The sequence below is a fragment of the Colwellia sp. BRX10-4 genome (genome assembly GCF_014077465.1).
In the GTDB taxonomy this organism is placed as follows: domain Bacteria; phylum Pseudomonadota; class Gammaproteobacteria; order Enterobacterales; family Alteromonadaceae; genus Colwellia_A.
This window is the reverse complement of record NZ_JACGVZ010000004.1, coordinates 71,292-96,946: the sequence shown is the minus strand read 5'-3', so window position 1 is coordinate 96,946 and position 25,655 is coordinate 71,292. Positions and strand designations below refer to the sequence as shown.

Sequence of the window (25,655 nt, the reverse complement as noted above, 5' to 3'; positions counted from 1 at the left end):
GAAAATACTGATAACAGTAGCGAAAATAAAATGTACTTCTTCTCTTTTCGCTACTAATACAACAAACCTTCAACTATTCAGACAATTTCCTTTTTTTCTCTATTTGCTCCGCTGATACCACCGTTATTACGCTTAATATACGTTGGGCTTCTACTCTATTATTATTTACTAATAACGTTTTTACGTAGTTTAAAGCAATATCAGTATCTTTCCCTTTAGACAAATCATAAGCTGCTTTTGCTTTTGCTAATGCTTCTACTTTATTATCTAACTTTAATAAGACCTGAGCGTAAGTATCAACGACATTCGGTATTGTAGAATTAATAGCATAGGCTTGTTTCGAATATTTCAGGGCCTGTAAATATTTTTTGTCTTCCATATACAGCCATGATAAATTATTTAAGGCCACAATATTGTTCGGGCTAGCTTTAATAAGTCGTTCATATTCAATAATAGCTTTATCTTTATGTTCAGCTAAATACATATTTGCTAAACTCAGGCTAACGCGATGATCAATTTTATTTTCTATGTTTTCCTTATCAGAAAACTGCTCTAACAGCTCAATAGCTTGCGATTTTTGATTATTTCCTTCCAAAGCAAAAGCTAAAAACGACGCATTATTACTAGTAGCTCTGGCCTTATACTGCTGCTGAAGTTTAGGTATTGCATCAATAAAATTTCTTTCCAGTAAGAAAATCCTACCTTCTATTCCTGCTTTTAAATCTTCATTAACATCAAATTGGTCTAATGACTTAAACAAATCTTTCGCATCCGCTATGCCACCACTGTCTAATAAAACCTGCATTTTCACCAAATTAATCATTAGATTGTTAGGATGCTTTTTAGAGGCTTCATCTAATACACCCAATGCTCTGTCAGGAGATTTTTTACTCGTCCAATAATTTGCTAATAAAAAGGCAGGTTCAATATGATAAGGATTATTCTTAAACCACTTATCTAAGATTGAATAGACATCTTTAGCATCTGGCTGTTTAGCATTAGCCATAAGTACTAACTGCCAATAACGTTTTGGCGTTCTTCCACTTAATTGGTAACCATTCAACATCGTACTAGCTTGCCTAAATTGATCTAACTGTATAAGAACTTCGGCTAATAGCATTCCATGTTTGACATTATCGGCATTACTTTTTTGAGCCTGAGCAATCACCTCTAAGCCTTCTTCATTTTTGTGAAACTCAAAGTATAGGCGAAGAACTTCAACATTATTCGGATATGCTTTAAGTGCCTGCTCTGTCAATAACGTAGCTTGTTTGGTATCTTTTTGATAAGCAACCAACTTTACAATTTCTGTTAATGCATACACATTATTAGGCTCTAATGCTAGACTTTTCTCTAATGCAGCCTTTCCTTCCTCAAATTTATTGTTTTTGAATAAAATTGTCGCCTGTAGATTATGTCCCCCTGCTTTATTTGGGTATAACTCCAACCACTTGTCTGCAATTTTAGTTGCTCTAGCCAAGTTTCCAGACTGAATTGAAGCAAAGGCCAGTGCAAGCTCTGCTGAAATCAATTCAGGGTCTTGCTGTAAAGCTAATTCTAATTTTTCAATGCCAGAAGGGTCGTTCATCATCAGTTTCAAAATACCCGCTCTTGCAACTTCTTTAGCCGTCATATTCTCTGCACTAGAGGCATAATTAGCCATTTCTTGTGCTTTTTCGTAAGCCCCTACTTCTAGTAACCCATAACTTAATGTAGATAAAAACTGTGCGTTTTCTTTATTATTTGAGTCGTAACCATTTAGTGTTTCGCTAATATCATCAATCAAACCTAACTGTAATTGACTTAACGCAAGCATTCTTTTGACCGGGTGTTCTGCGGGTAAATATGAAGTCAAATCTTTCAGATGAAGATGGCTTTGCTCATAGTTTTGCAAATAAAAAGCACTTGCCCCGGCAACTAATTTCAAGCTAAAAGAATTAAACCCTGAACTTAACGATTGATTAGCAAGAACGTTTGCCGTTTTGTAGTCTTTATTTTCAAAGCGTGCTATCGCCTTAATATATTGTAAAAAAGGTTGAGTCGGAATTCTTGCTAAAATAACATCGGCAATAGCTTCAGCCTCATCATACTGGCCATTTTTGATTAACGAATCAGCGATAAAAAATTGCACTTTACCTGAATTTGGTTGCATTTTTTGATATTGCTTAAAGCTAACAACAGCTAAAGCATAGTTTTTTTCAACCGTCGCAATCTGACCTTGCAACATAAGTGCATCAGCATTGTTTGGCATTGTCGTTAAAATTTGCTTCACAAGTGAACTTGCATGATCAATATTTTGTGTTGAAAAGGCTAAATAGGCATTCGCTAACAGGCTGTAGCCATCGGATCCAAATAGAGAAAGTGCTTCATCAACTATTGCCTGTGCAAGATCATTTTTTCCAGATCTCAATGCTGCTAAAGTTTTATAGGCGAGGTATTGAGTATTTGGTATTGATAAAGACTTTTCGTGTATTTCAAGCGCTAAAACATCATCATCAGATTCTGTCAATATATAGGCACGAGCTAATAAAGGTAGCACTTTATCAAGGTCATATTTTAATGTATTAGCACGCTCTAACTCTTTTACTGCATTTTCAGCATCTCCTGCGCCAAGATATAACTGGCCTAATAAGAATCTAGCATATGCATTTTTACCATCAACTTTAAGGGCATTTTTTAATGAAATAATTGCGGCGTTGTTTTTCTCTGCTAAAATTGAACTCTCTGCTTTAGCGATATATGTTTGTGCCGACTCATTGTCAGAACATGCAGATAAAACCAAAACAACACTTATACACATTATCGACTTTAAAAATCTCATTAAACTTCCTGTATCTTTTGTTGGATTAAATACTTACATATAATAGTAAAGCATTAAGTCATCTTATTATATGAAATATAAATCATCACAACATATACAAAGTATAATAAGGTTGGACATTTGTAACATGACTTACTGGGTACAATTTAATTTCTTCGGCTATTCACATAATTACAAATTTTAAAGGTATATAGAATGTTTAACTATGAAAAAGCTTTTTCTAGAAACATTGGTTGGGTTACTGAAGATGAGCAACAAATTCTTCGTGGGAAAAACGTAGCTATAGCTGGCGCTGGTGGCGTAGGCGGAGTACATCTTCTGACTTTAGCCAGACTGGGTGTTGGAAATTTTCACATTTCTGATTTCGATGATTTTGAAGTACATAATTTTAATCGTCAATCGGGCGCTTTCATGTCAACTTTAGGAGAACAAAAAGTTGATGTAATGGAACGAATGACCCTCGACATCAACCCTGAAGCACAGATAAAGTCTTTTCCGGAAGGTGTTTTTGAGCATAATGTAGATGAATTTCTAGAAGGTATTGATTTATATGTTGATGCATTAGATTTTTTTGCCTTAGAAGCTCGAAAAACAGTGTTTAAAAAATGTTATGAAAAAAACATCCCCGTAATTACAGCTGCGCCTCTTGGAATGGGAGCTGCTTTCTTATGCTTTCTGCCTGGAAAAATGACTTATGAAGAGTATTTTCGTTTTGAAGACAAACAAACTGAAGACGATCAACTCATTCAATTTTTAATCGGTTTATCTCCCGCCATGTTACAGCGCTCATACCTAGTAGATGAAAGCCGAGTTAGTTTTAAAGAAAAACGCGGCCCTTCTACACCTATGGCAGTTAACCTTTGTGCTGGCATAGCAGAAACTTATGCACTTAAAATATTATTGGGTCGTGGAGAAATAATTGCTGCACCACACGGTCTTCATTTCGATGCTTATCGCAATAAATTCAAAAAAACATGGCGACCATTTGGTAATGCAGGCTTAATACCAAGAATCATGTTTCATATTGCTAAAAGGATTGTGTGTAAGTAGACTAGAGGTAATAAAACTAAAACATTATAATCATAATTCAACCTCTATAGTCTTGGGGTGGGTATGTAAAAGGACTTCAAATGAATAACCGTTGCCGAAATATTCTCTTCCCTACACTGCTTTTAACTCTTATTTCTTGTTCATCTCCAAAAGATAACGAACAACTTTTGATCGAAGCAAAAACATTAATTTCGCAAAATGAAAAATCTGAAGCGGCTATCAATTTAAAAAACATTCTACAAAAAGAACCCGAACATAGCGAGGCTCGTTACTTACTAGGTAAAATTTACCTTAGTGCCGACAATTATTTGAGTGCAGAAAAGGAGTTTAAGCGAGCTATAGCTAACAATCCTCAAAATTATCAGGCAATTTTAATGTTGGCAAAAACGCAACTCTCATTAAGTCAATTTGACAATGTTATTAATACATTGAACCTTATAGATTTCAAAAACCTTGAAGATCAAATTTATTCACTATTACTTACATCACAAGCTTACTTAAGTACTGACAAAATAGACTTAGCAAAAGAGAATATTAATAAGGCGAATAATCTTAACAGTGACTCTCTACAAAGTATTTTGGGGAACGCATTAATTGCTGCCTATGAAAATAACACTGATGAAGCCTTGTCGCTTTTAAAGCATTTACTTGAGAAAGATAGTACATTTCAAGAAGCCTTATTATTGAAAGGTAGTATTCTCAGTAATAACGAACAATACCAAGAAGCTGCGGAAGCCTACTCAGCTTACTATAAATTGAAGCCAGCAAACTTTGGTATTAGGACACTTGTCGCTCATAACTATATTAAAGCAGGTAACTTCGACGCAGCAAAACCACATATAGAAGCGCTTCTTCAGATTAATGATAACCATCCAACAATCAATCTATTAGCTGCACAAGTAAAATATTCAGATGAAGATTACCAAGCAGCAAAAGAGCTAGCAGATAAAGTCGTTAATAGTACCAATAATGCACTTGCTCAGATGATTTCAGGACTAAGTAGTTATCAATTAAAAAGCTATAATCAGGCTTATTATCAACTTAATGCCATTGCCGACTTATTACCTAAAGACCATAGAGTACATAAAGTTCTTGCGTTATTACAAGTGAAATTAGGCTACACCGAAGAGCTTAATGAAACACTAGCCCAATTCTCAAACTTAACGGCTGACGACGCTTCACTTTATGTCAATATAGGCAGAGAGTTAGCTAATAAGGGTGACAAGAAAGCGGCACAAGAAATGTTCAGTATGGCTAATAATTTGGCTCCTGATAATGCGACTATAAAAGCTCAACTTGGTATAATAAAGCTACTTAATACAGATAAATCTGGCTTAGATGAACTAAAAAAGGCGATTAAATTAGACCCTGATTTTAAAGCAGCAAATATTGCTTTAGCAATGAATTACCTGAAAGATAATAAAATATTAGAAGCAGAAAAAATTGCCGACAAATGGCTAAAAACAAACCCTAGTAACACTGCCGCAATAATCCTTCGTGGAAATATTGCAATGAAGTCAGGGAATATTAGTGATGCTAAAAAATACTTTAATCAGGCCCTTACAATTAAACCTGAGAGCATAATTTCATTCTTTAATTTGGCAGTAATCACTGCTGACGAAAAAAAATATAGTGAATCAAATGCCTACTTAGATAAGCTATTTTCGATTGATTTAGAATACCCATACGCTTACCGCTTAGCGATAAGCAACTCATTGAAAGAAAATACACCTCAGTTTTTAGAAGCAAAAATATTAAAATTCATAAAAGAGTCGCCTAACGCTATATGGCCTAAAGTGATAATGTCTAGACGTTTAATCATTAAAAAAGACTACCCACAAGCTATATCGATTTTAGAAACATTAACCGATTACAACGTGTTACCTAATTTCTATTTTTTAGCTCTCTCTAATGCTTTACTAGCTAATAATAATGATGAAAAATTAGCTGATATGTATAAAAAATGGCAAAATGCGCAGCCAAACAATTCAGCTGCTTTTTTGAGTTATATAGATATATTAGATCAAAAGAAACAATACAAACTCGCATTATATGTAACAAAGGAAGCATTATCACAAGAGAAATTACATAATCATTTTCAACTACAAGTACTAGAAGGCTATTATCTGTTAGCGACGAATCAAATTGAAACTGCTAATAAAAAAATTACACGCTTATCAACAATTGAGCCAAACCATGCCTTTCTATTAAGAGTTCAAGGACAGCTTGCGCTAGCACAGTCGAACTTCCCTCGTGCTATAGATTACTTATCTCGCTCTTTAAAGTTAAACAAAAGAACATCTACAGGACTTTTTTTAGCAACGGCATATAGGGATAATGGACAGGTGGATGAAGCGATAAATTTTCTTGAAACTGAATTAAAAATAGCACCAAACACACCTTTATTCAGTAGATTACTTGCTGAATTGTATGTAAAGAATTCTCCCGTGGATGCGATAAATAGCTATAAAAAGATGATAGAAAAAAATCCTAATGATGTTGTCGCCCTAAATAATATTGCTTGGACATATTTAGAGCAAAACAGTTTAGAACAAGCATATTATTTTTCTGCAAAAGCTATAGAATTAGCGCCTAACCACCCACAAATACTTGATACTTACGGTATAATTTTGACTAAAACCAACCGATTACCGAAAGCACTTAAAGTACTCACCCTTGCATATGAGTTATCACCTAGTAACACCGAAATCATCGTTCACTTAGCTGATGCTTATAAGGCAGACAATCAACTCGATAAAGCAAAAGAGTTATTAAAAGAAAATAACTTGGACGTAAAAGAGTAGTGATATAAACTAATCTAACGAAAGGTGCTCAATTGGGCGCCTTTATTTCTAATTACAATTTGTTTAAAAGGCTAGCTGTGTTCTATATTAAACAATATTTTCCTCTCGTTATTCTCACTCTAATTTACTTATTTATTGCTCTTACGCAGCTACCTATTATTGAGAATATTTGGATATATAGCTTCGATGATGGAACATATTCTCACGCATACCTTATTCCAATAATTAGCATCTATTTATACTGGATATTATTTAACGAGGGGAAGCTGCAGTTCAGCAATAAGTTAAATCCACTATGCATTGTCATTACCATTGTTTGCGCTTATGCATTATCCACTTTTAGTTTAGCGCAATTTCCATTTGGCTATAGAACCACATTAGTACTCTTTCTTACTTCTATAATTGCTATTATCTTTAAACCAACGCTTAAAGTGCTTTTCCCTTCATTATTTTTAATATTTCTTATTCCCGTATGGGGAGCTTTAACATCTACTCTGCAAAATATTTCGACAGATGCGGTTACTATTATTATGGGCTATACCGGCATTCCCACTTATGTTGAAGGTAATATTATAACTATCCCTCCCGGTGTATTTGAAATAGCAGGAGGCTGTAGTGGTTTACGGTATTTATTGGTTTCACTTGCCATATCAAGTTTATTTATTTTTCTTAATATAAAAAAGGCATCGCATGGTGCATTATTTTTATGCATTGCTGTTCTAGGGGCATTGCTAACAAACTGGATAAGAATCACAGGCCTTATAGTTATCGGTAATTATACCAACATGGAAAGTAGCTTAATGGCAGACCATAATTCTTTTGGCTGGTATTTATATATACCATTTATGGTTTCGCTATTTTATTTTGGTCAGAGATTCGTCACGGTTGGTGAAACTAACGCTAAGAAACAGAACCCGCAAAGCGATCGAGTAAATACAACAGCAATAATTTTCTCTGCATTGCTTGTACTAGTAATTTCCGATTTTGTAAAAAAAGCTATTCCAAGTGTGGCTTTTTCAAAAAACAATATCTGTCACGAAATCACTACTTCTATACCTCTTCCCCAATTACATAATCAGTATCAAGTTTGTCAAAACAAAATAAATGACCAAGAATTCATCATCACATATAGCTTCGATTCAAAAGGGCTCGAAAACTCAGTTGATTTTTATTTAAATGAGTTTATTCCAGAAAATTGGCAAGTACTCAAGAGCAATGAAACTGTAAACTGGAATTATATGCAAGTTATCAAAAATGGTAGCAGCTATGATATCGCTTATAAGTTTCAAGCCCACATGTTCGAAACAGTAAGTTTAACTAAATTGAAGAAAGTAAAACTAGTGAATGCACTGCTGGGAAAAAGCGGAACTAAATTAATATGGAAAATTCAACAAATAAATTAAATACGATTTTAAACTCTTATGTGTTGCAAATAAGGTGTCAGTATATTTTACAACTAAGATTATTTCTGTTATTCGAAAAAAATTAAGTTACTGTTAAGAAAGAAGTTTAAAGTATTGGCATGGACAGTGCATTTCATGGTCAGACAACGAATTTAATCAATTTTAATAAACAGCACAAGGATATAGCATGAATACGAAACTTAAAGTCTGCGCAACTATACTAGCAGCAACATTAGCAAACGCAGCAAACGCTGGTGTAGTTACAGAATGGACTTATAACAACCAAGCAGGTTTCGCTACTTGGACTAGTGAAGGTGCTACAACAACTACTGCTGATGATGTTGTTGCTTCAGGTAACTCTTCAACTGGTGATAATAGTGCATTAACTGTAAATGGTGATAACATTTTAGATACGAACGGCAATATCATCGTTGATGGTACTGACAATGCATTGCACACAACCTTAACTTGGGGTACTCCTGCAGCAGGCGCGAATAGTGGCGACCCTCAGAGTAGCTTATACATTGATAGCCCTATTGAAGGCAGTATTTCAACTAATGATTTGAACTGGGCTCAAGGTACTTCGATGACTCATGAAAACTGGGTTATTACGGGTGATTCTTTAGTTTCTGGTAGCTTATTTGATGGTTTAACATTAACACCAACATCATGGGTTGCACTGCCTGGCGAAAGCGACCCTACAGCTGATGCACCTTACTTTGCTCCTCAACTTCAATTTGCAATGACATTTACAGAAACACCAAATAAAGGTGTAGATGTTAATGGCCTTTGTCCTAACGGTGTGGAAAATTACGTTGACGATAACGCTAACGGTTGTGGTGATATATTCGCACTAACTATCCCCACAATAGCTCAAGATTTCGTAACATTTGGTGATAACTTTTTAGAATTTACCGTTCCATTTGTACTTTTAACAGCAACAGGCCAACCAATTCCAGGTTGGAGCGACACTTTATACTACGTAACAACTCGTTTATCTGGTCTAACAACATTAGCACCTGAACAATGTGGTATTAATGGTGCTGACTTATGTGCTGGTTTCGTAACTAAAGAACAACAATCAAACGAACTTATTGCACAATTTAAAGTACGTACAGTTCCAGAGCCAACAGCTATCGCATTATTTGGTTTAGGTCTAATTGCTACAGGCTTTGCTGGTAGAAGAAAACGTAACGTATAATTGCAAAAGTAATATTATAAAAACTGGCTTTTAATAAGTCGGTTTTTTTTTCATTAAATTATGATAAAAATCTTAAACTTAGTTATATTTCACCGTCGAATCATTAATTTTTCCCCATAATTAAAAATATTTAACTACAATTAATCAAACTAAAACATTTTTCTTATTGGATTTTTGTTAATTTTCAATAAAGGTTTGCGTTAAGGATATAGCTATGATTTCAATAAAACTAAACTTCAGTATACCCATTCTACTTTTCACTTCTTTTTTTACATTCGCAGACACCTATAAGGTTGGGCCTAACCAACCATATGAAAATTTAAATACAGTCCCATGGTTAGAACTTATAGCTGGCGACACCGTATTAATTCATTATCGAGAAGAACCTTACAGAACAAAAATAGGTTTACGTAGCATAGGTACTAAAGACAAACCAGTCACCATATCTGGAGTCGCCAATTTTGAGGGTAAACTACCTATTATTTCGGGAGAGAATGCAACAACCCCTGATAGCCTTATCAGTTTTTTTAGTGAGCAATGGGATGAAGCAAATGGACTTATCCTAATTAAAAGAGATCGGAGCATGCGTTGGGGATTAAAACCATCCCACATCATCATCAAAAACTTAATTCTCACTGGCGCCTCAACTACGAACCAATTTACCGACCAATTTGGTCAAGAGAGAAATTATGCCCAAAGTTCTGCTGCAATATGGGCCAGTTTGGTAGACACTTTAACCGTAAAAAACTGTCAGATTATTGATAATGGTAATGGTATCTTTGTTCTCTCAAAAAATAGTGAAGAAGAGATTTCACGTGATATTATTATTGAAGGCAATACATTTTCGGATAATGGTGTAAAAAACAGTTTTAGGCAGCATAATATCTATACGCAAGCAGCAGGGATTATCATACAGTACAACAAAATAAATTCTCTTAGACCTTTATCGAAAGGTGCCGCAATTAAAGACCGTTCATCTGGCACTGTTATCCGATATAACAAAATTTTTGCAGGTGCATATGCGATTGACCTCGTCGACCCTGAAGACAGTTACAAGATACTCACCCAAGAACCTAATTTTCATGATACATGGGTTTACGGGAACACAATAATTAGTGCAGCTAATCACGAAAATAGAGTTTATGCTTCACGTTTAATTCATTATGGTGGAGATACAGGGGTTACTGATATATATCGTAAAGGCACATTACACTTTTTCCACAACACCGTTTTCTTAGATATTTATTCGACACATGATTCTTTGCCCTTAAGCTGGCGAACAAGACTATTTATCATGGACACTAATGATGAGTCAGTAGAAGCTTCAAATAATATATTTTATTCGCATGGTGACACCAATGTTAGTTGGCTATCTGGTTTTGGTCACCTCACGCTCTCTGGTACCAATTGGGTAAGTACAAATACGGCAGTCAATGCTGATAACATAGAATTTTCAGGAAGTTATACTAACAACAGTAAGATGATACTTGGTAAAACGATTGGATTTACCGACATCGACAGTTATAACTTTAAACTAAGAAATGGCTCTTCTGCACTTGACAGCGCTACCTTATCGGATAAAAACTCTAGCGATCTGCATCCTTTAACGTCCCAATATAATGAAAATACTATGACCTCTCCTAGAACAATTGAGGGAGCATATCCAGATTTAGGCGCATTTGAAGGAAAGACTATTGGTGATGGTCCTTTCGATTCGAAAGATAACATTATTATTGATCCTGAGGCTATAGATAGCTGGCCATTAGCTACTGCAGGCCCATTCATTGAAAGTGTCACTGGGATCACAAGCGTATACCCTGCTCCTCTAACAAAAGTATCATTGCTCGATAAGCTTGAAATACAATTTTCCAGTGTCACTGTATACGAATGGACAAGTGACCGTAAATTAAAGCTCTATGATAATAATGCTAACCTCCTTGCCGATATAGATTTAGAACCTGGAAGTCCAAATGAAGGAGAGCATAGTATTTCATTTTTACTCTCAGATCTTGGTATTAAAAACGTAGGTATCTATTATATAACTATTGACTCTGGCTTTGCAAAATTTCAAAGTACGCCTTGGAAAACAGCAAAAGTAAGTCATAGTCAATGGATTTTTGCAGTTGTCGATAACATTAACCAAACAGTGCCAGTTGATCCGGACAACTCTGCAACTTGGCCAATAGCATATAAAGGGCCCCTTACGGAGCCTGTTGCAGGTATTACAGAAATATACCCCGCCCCTATCACAAAGGTACTAAAAACTGATAATTTAGAAATAAGCTTTTCCAGTGCGGCAACATTTGAATGGACCTCTGGTAGAAAGTTGTCAGTATACGACGAGTATTCTACATTGATTTCAACACTTGATTTGAAAGAAGGTGATATAAATGAAGGCAACTCTAAACTATCATATTCTTTAAATGAATTAGGTATTTCTAATACTGGGGTATATAACCTTGTTTTAGATTATGGCTTTGTTAAGCTAGCACAATTCCCTTGGAGAAATTCTCTAATTGATTATGGTCAATGGAAATTTATTGTCGTTGAGAGTTATTAAAGAATAAAATGAATAAAAAAAAGAATTTACTCGTTGTAACAAATGTTTACCCACTTCCATGGCAACCTACACGAGGGACTTATAATAAAATTCAGCTTGATTTATTAGCAAAGGACTTCAATATTAATATTGTTGTTCCTATCGCATTTCCTGAATGGATAAAAAATGATACTAAATCAACCGAAAATATTAAGTATGCTTGGCAGTTTTATATTCCTATTATAGGCTCCCCTATTAATGGGATATTACTATTTTTATCATTATGGCTAAACTCTTTTAGCTGGATCAAGCGGACATCTCCAGACCTACTATTAACATGTTGGGCATATCCCGATGGTGTAGCAGGTTATTTATTGTCGAAGCTACTCAAGATCCCTTTTTTCTTAAAAGTCCACGGCAGTGATATAAATATTCATACCAATTATGCAGCGAGGCGAAAGCAAATTTCCTGGGTAGGAAATAAAGCCCAAAAGATCATTTGTGTTAGCAGCGCACTCAGTGACAAATTAATTTCCATTGGCGTCGACAAAGATAGGCCAACAGTTATATACAATGGTGTGAATTCAGTACTCTTTAGTCCTACAAATACACCAGCAAAAGAACAAATTTTATTTGTTGGTAACATAAAAAGAAGTAAAGGAGCCTTTGAAGCATTAGCAGGCTTTCACCTGATTTTACCAAAGCATCCCTCTTATCAACTCATTTATATTGGCAACGGACCTGATTTAGCTGAATTAAAACAGGAAGCTACAAAAAAAGGTATACTGGGAAATATTCAGTTTTTGGGGGCTAAAAGCCACCAAGAAATAGCAAGTATTTTGAAAGAGTCAAAACTTTTATTATTGCCGAGTCACGCTGAAGGTGTACCAAATGTTGTTTTAGAGGCCATGAGCTGTGGCATCCCTTCTGTTGCGACTGCTGTTGGCGGGATACCAGAAATATTAGTCAATGGTGTTAATGGCTATTTAGTTAATGGTATAGACAACAAAAAAGTTGCTGATGCACTTGAATTAGCACTATCTCATGAATGGAATAAAACCGATATTATTAAGAGTGCAGAACAGTTTAATTGGGAAAAAAATGTAAATTTATTTAAAGGTGCGTTAGAAGAAGTTTGAATATTTTAGCGTTGATTTAATTAAAACTTAATCGAGAAAACTAAGTTTATATATAAAAAAAATGGAGAAAATTACATACATGAACATATTATACCATCACAGAACGCGAGGAAAAGGAGCAGAAGGCGTTCATATATTAGGTATTGTAACTGCATTACGAAAACTTGGTCATTGCGTTAATATTCTGTCATTTCCAGGCTCAGATCCTGAAAAAGACAACAATAGTTCCGAAGTTACTAAAAATCAGGCAAAAGTAGTTAAAAGCTCCCCTTTCACTTTTTTGGCCAAAATTACTAAATACTTTCCAGAATTTGTTTTTGAACTCTTTGAACTCGCTTACAATCTAATTATTTTGTTTCGCTTACCTAAATCTTTAGCGCACAAAAAAACGCAGCTCATTTATGAACGCTATTCTCTTTTTATGTTTCTTGGGATCAAAATTGCCCAACGACGTAATATTCCTTTCATTCTTGAAATTAATGATTCGGTATTAGTAGAACGGGTAAGGCCAATATTTTTACGCTCTTTAGCCAAATATATTGAAGAATGGTGTTTTACTAATGCTACCGGACTCGTATTCATTTCTACTTATTTTCAAAAACTATCTCAGACTCACTATAGTAATATAGCCCCATCAATCGTTTGCCCTAATGCCGCAGATCCTGAGTACTTTGATCCAAGTAAATATGAAAAAGAGAGTGTTAAATCTACACTTGGGTTAACTGATAAAATAGTGTGTGGTTATGTTGGTGCTTTTGTAAAATGGCACGGAATTGTTTGGTTTATCGAAGAAATCGCTCCACAACTAAAAAAAAATCCTCATTTGTCCATACTATTGGTGGGTGATGGCGTTTGTTATCCTGATATCATCGCATTAGTAGAAAAATATGACCTACAAGATCAGATAGTACTTACCGGTAAAGTAGAACATAAAGATGTTCCAAAATATGTTTCTGCAATGGATTTTGGTATTTTACCTGATTCTAATTTATATGGGTCATCGATGAAGCATTTTGAGTTTATGTCAATGGCTTGTGGTATGGTCGTGCCAGCATTTGAGCCTATGAAAGAAGTAGTCACTGATAAAGAGAATAGCTGGCTTTTTGAAATAGGCAATAAGCAACAATGTGTTGATGCTGTTTTATCACTATCTCAAGATGTAGAGCACCTAACTGCAGTAGGTATAAATGCTCGAAATTATATAATTAACGAAAGACAATGGTTACATAACGCAAAAAGTATTTTAGGCTTGGCATTTAACAATGAAAATATTTAACGATTTAAAAAGTAAACAACGCCTATTTATTGACGACGGTGCTAATATTAGTTTATTACGGGTCATTTTCACAGATGGTACTGGCGCTAATATTTTATATCGATTAACATCTTATCTCACAAAATTTAAACTATTATTTCCTTTAGTTTTGGTAATACAATGGATAAATAAGGTGCTTTATGGCTGTGTAATAGGAGCAAAAGCAGAATTTGGTGATGGCTTTGTCTTAGTTCATCCCATCGGTGTAGTGATCAACTCAAAAGTTAGAGGTGGTAAAAATGTCATTATTGAAAGTGGCGTTGTTATCGGTGATGAAAAAGGAAAATCGCCCGTATTAGGTAATAATGTTTTTATTGGGGCGGGTGCAAAAGTTATCGGAAATGTAATGATTGGCAATAATACCAAAATTGGTGCAAATGCAGTTATTGTAAAAGATGTTCCAGATGGGGCAACCGCAGTTGGTATACCCGGTAGAATATTAAATAAAGGAACTGATAAATGATAACTTTATTCTGGCTAGCATTATTTTTGATTATTTATTCGTACCTACTCTACCCTTTGCTTCTTAAGGTATTTGTTACGCCAAAAGAAATTAAAATGGAAATGCCGACAGACCTACCAAGTGTAGATGTGATTATCGCGGCTTATAATGAAGAGTCTTGCATTAAAGAACGTATAGAGAATGCATTGGCTCAAGATTACCCTGGAAAAGTTCAGGTTTTAGTAGCTTCTGATGGCAGTGAAGATAATACAGGAAAAATTATTGAGTCATTCTCAGATCCTAGGGTTATCGCTTTTAACTATGAAGTAAATCGTGGAAAAATATCAGTATTAAATGATTTAATTGCAAAATCTAAAGCGAAAATATTAGTATTTACCGATGCTAACACAGATTTTAATACTGATGCTATTTCAGTATTAGTCTCAAGCTTTAACAATAATATTGGAGCTGTATCTGGTGAGTTAATTTTAGAAACAGATGATGGCAATCAAAATTTAGATGGCTTTTATTGGAAATATGAACAATTCCTTAAAAAAGCAGAATCTCAACTTGGTTCATTATTAGGTGCCAACGGTGCAATTTACGCACTTTATAGAGATCTTTATATTCCCTTATCTACAGATACCATTGTCGATGACTTCTGCATTGTCATGAATGTTAAAAAGCAAGGCTATGATGTTGTTTACAATAATAAAGCAATTGCGAAAGAAGAAGTAGCACCGTCAATGCAAGATGAATTTGGCCGCCGTGTACGTATTGGTATCGGCAACTATAAAGCATTCTTCGCCAATCTTTGGGCACTTTCACCAATGTTAGGTATTATGAGTTGGTGCTACTGGTCACATAAAGTTTTGCGATGGTTTGCTCCTCATTTAATGCTTATTTTATTTATCGCTAATGCTAGTTTACTAGGAAACGATTTTTTTAATCTTATTTTAGCCCTGCAAATAGCTTTTTATGGTACTGGCCTTATTGGTTTGAAAAGAATTAATCAACAAAAACACGTAAATAAACCCGTTGCAATTATTAGCTTTTTTGTATCAATGAATATTGCGTTAGCCCAAGGTTTTTTACGTTTTTGTAAAGGTCATAAGAGTGGTGGTTGGAAAAGAACCGCCCGTCAAGGAGAGAATTCTTAATGTTGTACATTGTTATTGGTTTAATCATTTTATCAGCTATCGTTTTTTGGCGAGTATTGAAGTTGAAAGAAATGCATATGTGGTTTGTGCCATATATCAAACAAATTATTTCACGTCCAAAAGTTGATGGGACAACCCATGTTCTTTTCTGCTTTGTTGATCATTATGAACCGCAATGGAGAAATGACGATATTGAAGTAGAGCGAGCACGCGTAGATCGTTGGTTCAATGAATATCCTGAAATGGCTAAGCAGCATAAGGATGCTGATGGACATATGCCAAAGCATTGTTTCTTCTATCCAGAAGAGGAATATCGATATGAACATTTGGCCAAACTTTCTGACATGTGTTACCACGGTTTTGGTGAAATAGAGATTCATTTACACCATGAAGATGACACTGCTGAGAACTTTACTAAGACCATTGAGAGTTTCGCGAAAACACTAAATGAAGATCACGGAGCTTTATCGATACACCCTGATACGGGACAAATAATGTATGCATTTATCCATGGAAATTGGGCATTAGATAACTCATTACCCGGTGGTGCTCATTGCGGTATCAATAATGAACTTAGCTTATTAAAAGCAACGGGATGCTATGTTGATATGACATTGCCATCATCTCCGAGCCCAAGCCAAACAAGCAAAGTAAATGCTATTTATTATGCAACGGGTAGAGATGGCCATTGCAAAGGGCATGATACCGGTATTGATGTTAGAGTGAACCAAACACAGCAAGGTGACTTAATGATGATTCAAGGCCCAATAGGCTTGAATTTCAAATGGAGAACAGCTAAAGGTTTACCTCACATCGAAAATGCCGATGTACGTAAAAAAGTCCCACCACTTCGCTCTCGAATAGATCAATGGGTTAGTTCACACATACATGTAAAAGGACGTCCGGAGTGGGTTTTTATTAAAGTTCACACCCATGGTACTCAAGAACCTGATATGGATACACTTCTCGGTCAAGATCGTCATGATATGCATAGCTATTTAGAAACAAAATACAATGATGGCGAAAAATACTCACTGCATTATACATCTGCACGTGAGATGTATAATATAGCGAAAGCAGCAGAGGCAGGGGAAACAGGTAACCCTCACCTTTACCGTGATTTCATCCTCCCAAAACCAGCATTTAAAAAATTATCTTAAGGGTCTTATGGGGTTTCGCTTAAAAAAAGGATTAAGAAAGTTATTAGAGCTATCTGGCATTCTTCATGCTAGGTGGCGAAACCTGCCTAACGGTGTATATGTATTCAATTATCATAGAGTTGGTGATAAATACACAACCATTTTTGATAGAGCTATTTACTCATGCTCGACAAAAGCATTTAATGATCATGTTATAGCCATCAAAGATAACTTCACCATTATAAATACTAAACAATTGCATGAGCTTAGCAAAGATAATCAAGTCATATCCCAACGATATGCGATTATAACTTTTGATGATGGTTATATTGATAACTATACTGACGCATACCCAATTCTTAAAGCACATAATGTTTCAGCTACTTTCTATTTAGTCACTGACTTTATCGATTCGTGCCATATTCCTTGGTGGGACGAAATTGCATACTTGTTAAGAAACTCTGTTGGTCAATATTACCGTTTACCAAACAGTTCAAAAAAATATGACTTAAGACCTCAAGATATAGATAAAACTATTTACCGTATTATGCGCCACGCAAAAGAAAGTAATACTGTCAGTATTGATGATATTTTAGCGGATATTAAAATAAAATTCCCCCAGGCTTACCAGAAACTAACTACGCAACAGCATCAGCTTTTTATTAATTGGCAACAAGCACAAGAAATGGTGAATAATGGGATGGAAATTGGTTCTCATACGATGAATCATAAAATATTATCACAGTTAGATGACCTTAGCCAATTACACGAAATAACCCACTCTAAAAAAGTATTAGAAGAAAAATTAAAACAATCGATATACTCAATCGCTTACCCTGTAGGGCGCCAAAATTGCTATAATCAAAAGACACTCGACTATAGTAAACAAGCAGGCTACCTCATTGGATTTAACAATATTCCAGGGAGAAATATAGCTATTAATGATCCTTTCGATTTAGTTCGTTTTTGTGTTGAACAAGATGATTTAGCCATTATAAAGTTTAATAGTTGTTTTCAAAAGTGAGTTTAGATAGCCAAGCCATCATTCTTGCCGCTGGACCTAATGGTTTAGGTGCAATAAGAAGCCTTAATTTAGAAGGTATTTCACTTGATGTTATTGCAGCAACTCCTGATGACGTAGTGTTATCTTCAAGACTGCCTATACGTAAAGTTGCATTACAAAAAAACAAGAATGAACAAGAACTTTTAAGCATATTACTTAATTGGCCTAAGAGTAACCTAGTACTGATCCCAACATCAGACTGGTACGTTAACTTCCTGTCAAAAAATCAGCAGATACTTACAGAGAAATTTTCATTTGTTATTCCTAATGGTGATCTTTCTTATCAACTCATTGATAAGCAAAAAGAAGTAGAACTGGTAAAAAATCTTGTTACTTTACCAAAATCACTACTGATACTACCAGATTCTGCAGAGCAACTTTTAGCCAATATTTCGCTACCCATTATAATTAAACCCCGCTCGAATGAAATGAATTATATTGGTCAAAAAAATATACAAATATATAACGATATAGAGTTAGATAGCTTTTATCAAACGTTTGCTGACAAGCTACAATACTGCATTGCTCAAGAAATTATTGTTGGTGACGATGCTAATTTATGGGTATGCAACTGTACATTCGATTTGAAAGGAAAGTTGATTAATGCCTTTACCTTTCAGCGCTTACAACTTACCCCTCCTCATTTTGGTGTGACTAGCTATGCAATAAGTCGACCTAACCCAGAAATCATTGAACAAGTAGCAAAGCTCGGACAAGGTTTGAATTATGTAGGTCCTGCCATGGTTGAATTTAAACTTGATGACCGTGATGGACAATATAAGTATATTGAAATAAACCCAAGGTTAGGACTATGCAATTACTTTGACACTAGTTGCGGTAAAAATAATGTATATGCCAGCTTCTGTGTGGCAAAATCATTACCATTCACCGAAAAAGAACAAATAAATCAACGTATGTTTTTAAGTTTATACGAGGATTTATTTTCTCGTCATAAAGATAAGCAAGATAGTTTATCTATTTTCAAAACATACTTTAGCAACTTGCTAAAATCCCATACATTTATCTATTTTTCTTGGTGTGATCCTAAACCTGCATTTTATATGTTCACTAAACAATTCAAAGCAACGATTACCTCTCTCAAAAGAAAAATAACTTAATAATAAGCAGCATTATCATGAATGGATTTTTAATCTCAAGAACTCTTAGAGATACAAATGAAAGCAGAGGCGGCACTACAACTAATCTCTTTACCATAGGTGATTATAGTTATCGTATTTCACATAAAAATTGCCAAATCGTTCACTTAACTGACATGGTATTATTAGTTGATGGTTACTTCTTTCCTTCGACCTTGAATAAACTTAAAGAAACGATTACTTTGCAGAATTTTCATGAACTTATTCATGAGAAAGGACATTTTTGTGGTGTATTAATAACAAGTGGTGGCATGACTTTTTTTAACGATGTTTTCGGTGCCAAAACTATCTACTGGCAACAACAAGGTAATAAGTTACTGATTAGCTCTAGAGCACAATTAATGCCCATTTATGATCTAGTAATAGATCCTTTAGCAAAATTTGAAATACTACTCTATCGCTATACAACCAGCTCAAATACCTTACTTTCGGCAATATCAAAATTAAAGCCTAAGCATACAGTTAAAATAACAGGTGAAGAAATTCATCAACAACAGCAATATTGGGTCCTACCGAAACCAAAGTATTCTGCTGTTCCCCTGACAGAGAAAATAAAAAAGACTAAAATTGCATTGCAAAATAATTTGAAAGTCGCGAGTAAACACTACAAAAAAGTCGCCATTTTTTTAAGTGGCGGGGTAGATTCTTCATTATTAGCCGCCCTTAGTAAGGACATATTTGAAGAATGCTGCTTAATAACACCTGTTTTTAAAGATGAAGAAAATCCTGAATTAGCCACAGCCAAAGAATTTGCTAAAATATTAGGAATGAAACATTATCTTGTTGAAATTTCAAATGAAAGTTTACTTAATGACTTACAACAACTTATCAAGCTTAACAGAGAACCCCTTAGGCATTATAGTTCTTTAGCAATGACAGCGATGATGAGAGAAATTCCACAAGCTTACCAAGCCGTTATTTATGGTGAAGCGGCAGATACGCTGTTTGGTTCTAACGGTATTAAGCGACTTGAAACACATCTGCGTTGGAAAAAACAGTGCTCATATATCCCTATAAGCTTACTTTCTCTAGGTGAAAAGTTTCTCCCTGGTCGTGTAAAAGTACTTAAAAATTTAAAAAGTACATCCTTACAAATCTTATTTTTAAACTTATTCAGAATACATTATACCTCCACGGAACAAGAGATTATTGATAAGCTTCAAGATAATAATTGTTATACCGTAGATAGTTGGTCTTCAATCAAAAATGGTTCTTTATCTGATATTCGTTATCAAGCACAAAATTTATTTATTGATTGTGATATGCCCATACATTTTAAAGAAGCTGAATTAATTGCTGGGCTACATGATAAGCATTTTATCTCGCCTTTTTTTGATGCTGAGGTCATGGAAGTATCATCAACATTATCTAATGATGATTTCTATGGCAGTGACTACGTAAAACCTGTACTTAGAGAACTTGCCTGTGAATACTTTCCTCGTGAACTAATTTATCAAAAAAAGCATGGTTTTCCTGTTCCTTTTATTTCATGGCTCAATAATCCTTTTCGAGCAATGATCAAAGAAGCAGTTGCCGAGCAATTTCTTTTTAGTAAAGAACAAATAGGAAAGCTAACTGTTGAGCATAATTATGAAAGCTATTGGCTACTGCTTAATTGGCACTTAGCGCAAAAGAATAACAAAGATTGCTTAGAAAAAAATCAGCAAACGGCAACTAATAATATTGATCGTCATGTCATTTAAATTAGTAAGACTCAATCCATTTACGAATGCCATAGCAGTAAAGAAAGTGTGGACACTTCTTGAACAGGAAGCAGAAGTTAGCTTTTTTAATTCATGGGGCTGGATTTCTACTTGGCTCAACTGCCTACCTGACACAACTCAACTTGAATTGATTATTAACTATATTGATAATCAGCCGGTCTGTTGCTTTTTTCTTGGTGTGAAAAAAGGTGTTGAACATAAAATCTTTAACAAAAAACGTGGTTATTTCAATAATACCGGTCATGAAGAATATGATGACTTAGTCGTTGAATACAACTCTATTCTTTGCAATAAAAATATCCGTGACCGACAATTGACCTTAGCAATAAACCATCTAGAAGATATTAACGAATTTAGATTACTAATTTCGACAAACTTTAGTGCCTTTAATAGCTCTGCTTTTCTTGTGAGAACAATATCTCAACCTTCATATTGGATCAATTTAACTCAGTTCGAGCAACCAGCAAGTTACCTAGCTCATTTAAGTAAAAATAAAAGATCACAAATCAAACGTTCTTTAAAGGAATATGAAACTCAAGGGGGCGCTAGAATTCAATTTGCTAAAACCGCTGACGAAGCAAAATTAATGTTTAATAAGTTAGAGGTCCTTCACCAACAAGAATGGATAAAACGAGGGAAAGAAGGAGCTTTCGCTAAGCCATTCTTTAAAGAATTTCATCTGAGCCTCATTAAGGCTCGATTTGAAGCGGGTGAAATTCAACTCGTCAGGATATATACCGACTCGGAAGATATTGGCTACCTTTATAATTTCATATTTAATCATGAAGTATTATTTTATCAATCAGGCTTTAGTTATAAACAAAGTAATCATTGTCGTCCTGGTTTGATTTCACATTACCTCACTGTTTTATCTTGTATAACGGCCAAGTATAAAAAATATAACTTTCTCGTGGGAAGTACACTGTATAAGAAAAGCCTGTCGACTGATGCAGACCAACTTGACACAATAATTATTGCCAGAAAATCGTTTCAATCCTATATTGAGCTATTTCTTAGAAACATAAAGACAAAATTTCACCCGAGTAAAAAATAGAGATCCTATTATGAGTGATACAAACACCTTAATAACACCCGTATTTATTTTTGGTTCATATCGCAGTGGCACAACAATGCTAGCTTCACAATTAGCGGCAAATAGTAACGCAATAGCACTGCCTGAAATGCCATTCATTCAAATGTTGATTACTTCGACTGCTTCCACAATGGATGAGATTACGACGCTTTATCATAGAATGACAGCAACGTTTCACTTTCGAGCTTCGGGGATAGACATTGACTTACCTACTTTCTCGCAGCCTTTCTTAGTTAAGGCGGAGCCAGCAGAGCGTGTTTATAACTTACTTCGACACCACTTTCAGCTCAATGAAAATAAGCCAAAAACTTGGATCGAGCATACCCCACATAACCGTGAGCGAGTAGACTTGTATAAGGCGATTTTTCCACAAGCAAAATTCATCCATATAGTTAGAGACCCAAGAGCTGTTTATGCCTCAATGCATAATTTATTACGATGGAATTCACATGATCCAATAGCTTTTGCCAGCAATTGGAATATCGCAACAACGTATAGCTTTACCGCTAAAGCACGTCAATCTCATTGTAGTTACGAGCTTCGATACGAAGATTACATTCTTGATCAAGAAACTAAACTGATTGAATTATGTGGTTTTATTGGAATGACGAACGAAGAATGTATGAAAAATGGTGGTGGAATATCACTACCGCACTACACTAAAAAGCAACATAGCTTAGTGGGTAAACAAGTTGATAAAACTAGAATTAATGCTTGGCAAAGCAGTATTTCATTACGTGAAGCACAGTTAATCACATGGCGCTGTTTACCTTGGATGTTACATTATAATTACTGTAATAAAAATGAGGCTATACACCCCCCCCGCTCATTAGAGGCTTTAAAGTATAAAATAAAACAAAAATTACTTTCTCCATTATCTAAGATAAAGCGTATTAAAGATAATCTATCAACGTAAAGTATCCATTTAAGATTTATAAAACAAAATAAAATGATAGAATCTGCAAGATATAAAATTAAAAGGAACATTAATGCGAGTATTACACGTAGTCAGTAGTCTCAATGTCGGTGGGGCAGAAAGATTTGTCATTGATCTCGCATCAGAACAGCTAGCTAATCAAAAGTTATCTGTTGGGATTTTAAGCATGGGCCTGCAAGGTGAGCCTCTTGAGACAGAAATTGCGAAAGAAGAGTTCCGTCTTCATTTTGCTACAAGCATATCAAAAATAAGAGCTATTCTAAAAAACTATGATCTAGTACATGTTCATAGTAGCCATTCTTTACTAAGAATATTGTTAGCATCTTTTTTTACCCACATTAGAGTTGTTTATACACGTCATAATGAGCGTGTACACCAAAGCTTAAAATGGAAGTTTATTTATTTTCTTGCCAGATTAAAACTAGATAAAATGATTTTCGTCGCAGAAAAGGCACTAAAAAACTACTTATCTGTTTATCCGCAATTTGCGAAAAAATCAGTAACGATACTTAATGGTGTATTACCAATATCTCCGATTAAAAGCGCGAGTACAAAGCTCAGATTGAGCCATGTAGGTCGTTTCGTACCATTAAAAGCACAGCACTACCTTATAGAAGCCGTTGCAAAACTTTCTCCTGATATCCAGCAACAGCTCTCTTTATCATTCTTCGGCACAGGAGAGTTGATGGCTTATAACCAGCAACTTGCGACTGATCTGATACCAAATGTTGAGGTTACATTTCACGGTTTTGTTACCGACCGAGATATTATCTACCAGCAAACTGATGTTTTGATTGTCACGTCTGAAACAGAGGGGCTTTCTTTGGCTATATTAGAAGCACTCGCCAGTGGTACACCGACCATCGCCTCTAATGTTGGAGGTAATCCCGAACTAGTGAAGCATCGACACAATGGGTTATTATATTCTTACGCAGATGCAGCAGGCCTAGCTGAACAAATAAGTCTATTTTTAGAAGACCAGTCCCTTTTAAAAGAGTACAGCCAACGTTGTATTGATATTTATCAAGCCGGTTTCTCAATGCAGCAGTGTGCAAAGACCTATCGATCACATTATTAGCACATAACCAGAAGATTAATAACTCACAATGAAAACATCTTTACAAGCAGCAATGGCTGCCATTAATTTATACAGTGAATACTTTTTAGGCTTAATTGTATCGATGACAATTGCTCGACACTTATCGACCGAAGACTATGGTATTTACTCGAGTATTATTTGGCTTGCTGCCTTAATGACTCTAGCTATTAATGCCGGAGTATCATTAAATGTCACTAAATTTATAGCTGAATTTAAGCATAAAAATAGTGACGCATTACCTGCTGTCATTGCTTATTTCTGGCGAATTCAATATAGCAGGTTACTGATCGTTGCCCTGATTGTCTTTACTATCCTGTTTTTTGATTTGGCTGATAGTAATATTGAAAAATGGTTACTAATATTGTTGTTTTTTAGTGTCGCAATCAAAGCAGATTATATGTTTAGAGTATCAATATTTAAAGGGATAAAGCGCTTTGATATCATTGCAAAAACAAGTTTAATAGCGAACCCTTTCAACATTGTTGCCGTATTATTATGTGCTTTTATTTCTCCAAAAGTTGAAAGTTTTATTATAGTTTATTGTTCTGCTTGTATTGTTTATGGGATGAGTACTCGATTTTTCAATAAGCAATTACCCTTACAGAAATACAACAATGAGCATATTGCAGAACACAAGCAGCGCATGATGTTCCAAGTAATATCAGCAACGATTATCGTATTACTTGGTGCCTTAATTTTCAGACAAAGCCAAGTATTTGTTTTAGAAGAAAATAACTTTCTGTCTGAGGCAGGTTTTTTTAATATTGCCTTCTTACTTTCTACAGCAGCGATTACTTTAGTACCGGGAATATATCAAGAGATTTTACTCCCCAAGATTACTGAGGCAGTTCAAGACGGCAATGTAAAATCACAAGTGGCTCAAGCTGAACGATATTTACTTACTTTATCATTACTTGTAGTTGTTCCTGTAGTGCTATATGCCGATGTAATTATTGAACTTTTATTTGGTTCACGCTACTTACCTGCCGTTTTCCCTCTACAAATGATGATGATTTTCAAAACTATTATAACCTTGAATCAAGGCGCAAATTTAACCTTGATCAGTAATGACAAACAAGTAAGTATGGCAATGGTTCATGTTGCTCTATTCATTTTTGCTTGCGCTATTAGCTTTTTCATTGTTCCACAATGGGGTTTAGATGGTTCTGTTGCAATTTTTGGGCTGTTAGTGGTCATAATGCTATTTAGTTATAAGAGTCTCGCTACGAGGGTTGGCTATCAAATGATTTCTTTTATGATCGCTTCAAGATTGGTTTCTGCCGCGGCCATATCTGCGATCCCAGCAATAATCATTGATCAATACCTCGATGGAATTCTTTCAGCCATTATTGGCTCCATTGTTTTTGCACTATCTTACATCAACCTGCTATTTATTTTTAAAGGTTTTGATCAGTCTGTTCTGTATATTTTGAAAAAAATAGTTTCTACAACACCAAAGCCAATCAAAGCATATTTGTCTTGGGGTATAAAATGTTTATCCTGATCAGCAGTATATTTAAAATTTTTTTAGAAAAAAAATCATAGCCGTAATTGACATGCCACTTAGGA

General features: G+C 35.0%; 18 protein-coding genes. 17 read left to right on the top strand and 1 reads right to left on the bottom strand.

Features of this window, described 5'->3' with window-relative positions; all coding sequences use genetic code 11:
* Window positions 1-73: 73 nt before the first annotated feature.
* Window positions 74-2,821 (bottom strand): XrtA/PEP-CTERM system TPR-repeat protein PrsT, encoded by a 2,748-nt coding sequence (gene prsT / locus H4J67_RS05575; RefSeq protein WP_182203128.1) that lies wholly within the window; start codon window positions 2,819-2,821, stop codon window positions 74-76.
* 195 nt (window positions 2,822-3,016) lie between these two features.
* On the opposite strand from prsT (H4J67_RS05575), the gene H4J67_RS05570 reads away from it, so the two are divergent.
* The 17 genes from H4J67_RS05570 to H4J67_RS05490 all read left to right on the top strand — a co-directional run bounded on the left by H4J67_RS05570 (window position 3,017) and on the right by H4J67_RS05490 (window position 25,590).
* Window positions 3,017-3,871, top strand: coding sequence for a ThiF family adenylyltransferase (locus tag H4J67_RS05570; protein ID WP_182174094.1), 855 nt, complete (start codon window positions 3,017-3,019; stop codon window positions 3,869-3,871).
* 80 nt (window positions 3,872-3,951) lie between these two features.
* Entirely contained in the window at window positions 3,952-6,675 is a 2,724-nt protein-coding gene (gene prsT / locus H4J67_RS05565; protein ID WP_182174097.1) for an XrtA/PEP-CTERM system TPR-repeat protein PrsT, read from the top strand.
* A gap of 32 nt (window positions 6,676-6,707) precedes the next feature.
* Window positions 6,708-8,078 carry an exosortase gene (xrt, locus tag H4J67_RS05560; RefSeq protein WP_182174100.1) on the top strand — a complete coding sequence of 457 codons (1,371 nt, stop codon included), beginning with the start codon at window positions 6,708-6,710 and terminating at the stop codon, window positions 8,076-8,078.
* Between the two features lie 187 nt (window positions 8,079-8,265).
* Entirely contained in the window at window positions 8,266-9,279 is a 1,014-nt protein-coding gene (locus tag H4J67_RS05555; RefSeq protein ID WP_182174103.1) for a THxN family PEP-CTERM protein, read from the top strand.
* 214 nt (window positions 9,280-9,493) lie between these two features.
* On the top strand, window positions 9,494-11,839 hold the full coding sequence (locus H4J67_RS05550) for a hypothetical protein (RefSeq protein WP_182174106.1): 2,346 nt from the start codon (window positions 9,494-9,496) through the stop codon (window positions 11,837-11,839).
* 8 nt (window positions 11,840-11,847) lie between these two features.
* A complete protein-coding gene (locus tag H4J67_RS05545) occupies window positions 11,848-12,957 on the top strand; it encodes a glycosyltransferase (RefSeq protein WP_182174109.1) in 1,110 nt (369 codons plus the stop codon).
* A 79-nt stretch (window positions 12,958-13,036) separates the two neighbouring features.
* Window positions 13,037-14,233, top strand: a complete 1,197-nt coding sequence (locus tag H4J67_RS05540) for a glycosyltransferase (protein WP_182174112.1) — start codon at window positions 13,037-13,039, stop codon at window positions 14,231-14,233.
* Complete coding sequence (locus tag H4J67_RS05535) at window positions 14,220-14,735, top strand: serine O-acetyltransferase (RefSeq protein ID WP_182174115.1); 516 nt, start codon at window positions 14,220-14,222, stop codon at window positions 14,733-14,735. Before H4J67_RS05540 ends, H4J67_RS05535 begins: the two co-directional genes overlap by 14 nt.
* Window positions 14,732-15,874 (top strand): glycosyltransferase family 2 protein, encoded by a 1,143-nt coding sequence (locus H4J67_RS05530; protein WP_182174118.1) that lies wholly within the window; start codon window positions 14,732-14,734, stop codon window positions 15,872-15,874. Before H4J67_RS05535 ends, H4J67_RS05530 begins: the two co-directional genes overlap by 4 nt.
* Complete coding sequence (locus tag H4J67_RS05525) at window positions 15,874-17,034, top strand: hypothetical protein (RefSeq protein ID WP_182203126.1); 1,161 nt, start codon at window positions 15,874-15,876, stop codon at window positions 17,032-17,034. The genes H4J67_RS05530 and H4J67_RS05525 overlap by 1 nt, the downstream gene beginning before the upstream one ends.
* 7 nt (window positions 17,035-17,041) lie before the next feature.
* Window positions 17,042-18,037, top strand: a complete 996-nt coding sequence (locus H4J67_RS05520; protein WP_182174124.1) for a polysaccharide deacetylase family protein — start codon at window positions 17,042-17,044, stop codon at window positions 18,035-18,037.
* On the top strand, window positions 18,022-19,194 hold the full coding sequence (locus H4J67_RS05515) for a hypothetical protein (RefSeq protein ID WP_182174127.1): 1,173 nt from the start codon (window positions 18,022-18,024) through the stop codon (window positions 19,192-19,194). Before H4J67_RS05520 ends, H4J67_RS05515 begins: the two co-directional genes overlap by 16 nt.
* A gap of 17 nt (window positions 19,195-19,211) precedes the next feature.
* Window positions 19,212-20,936: an asparagine synthetase B family protein gene (locus tag H4J67_RS05510; RefSeq protein ID WP_182174130.1), complete on the top strand. Its 1,725-nt coding sequence runs from the start codon at window positions 19,212-19,214 to the stop codon at window positions 20,934-20,936.
* Entirely contained in the window at window positions 20,926-22,011 is a 1,086-nt protein-coding gene (locus tag H4J67_RS05505) for a GNAT family N-acetyltransferase (protein ID WP_182174133.1), read from the top strand. The genes H4J67_RS05510 and H4J67_RS05505 overlap by 11 nt, the downstream gene beginning before the upstream one ends.
* Before the next feature lie 10 nt (window positions 22,012-22,021).
* Window positions 22,022-22,966: a sulfotransferase gene (locus H4J67_RS05500; protein WP_182174136.1), complete on the top strand. Its 945-nt coding sequence runs from the start codon at window positions 22,022-22,024 to the stop codon at window positions 22,964-22,966.
* A 73-nt stretch (window positions 22,967-23,039) separates the two neighbouring features.
* Window positions 23,040-24,065 (top strand): glycosyltransferase family 4 protein, encoded by a 1,026-nt coding sequence (locus tag H4J67_RS05495; RefSeq protein ID WP_182174139.1) that lies wholly within the window; start codon window positions 23,040-23,042, stop codon window positions 24,063-24,065.
* A gap of 28 nt (window positions 24,066-24,093) precedes the next feature.
* Window positions 24,094-25,590, top strand: a complete 1,497-nt coding sequence (locus H4J67_RS05490; RefSeq protein WP_182203124.1) for a lipopolysaccharide biosynthesis protein — start codon at window positions 24,094-24,096, stop codon at window positions 25,588-25,590.
* Window positions 25,591-25,655 lie beyond the last annotated feature (65 nt).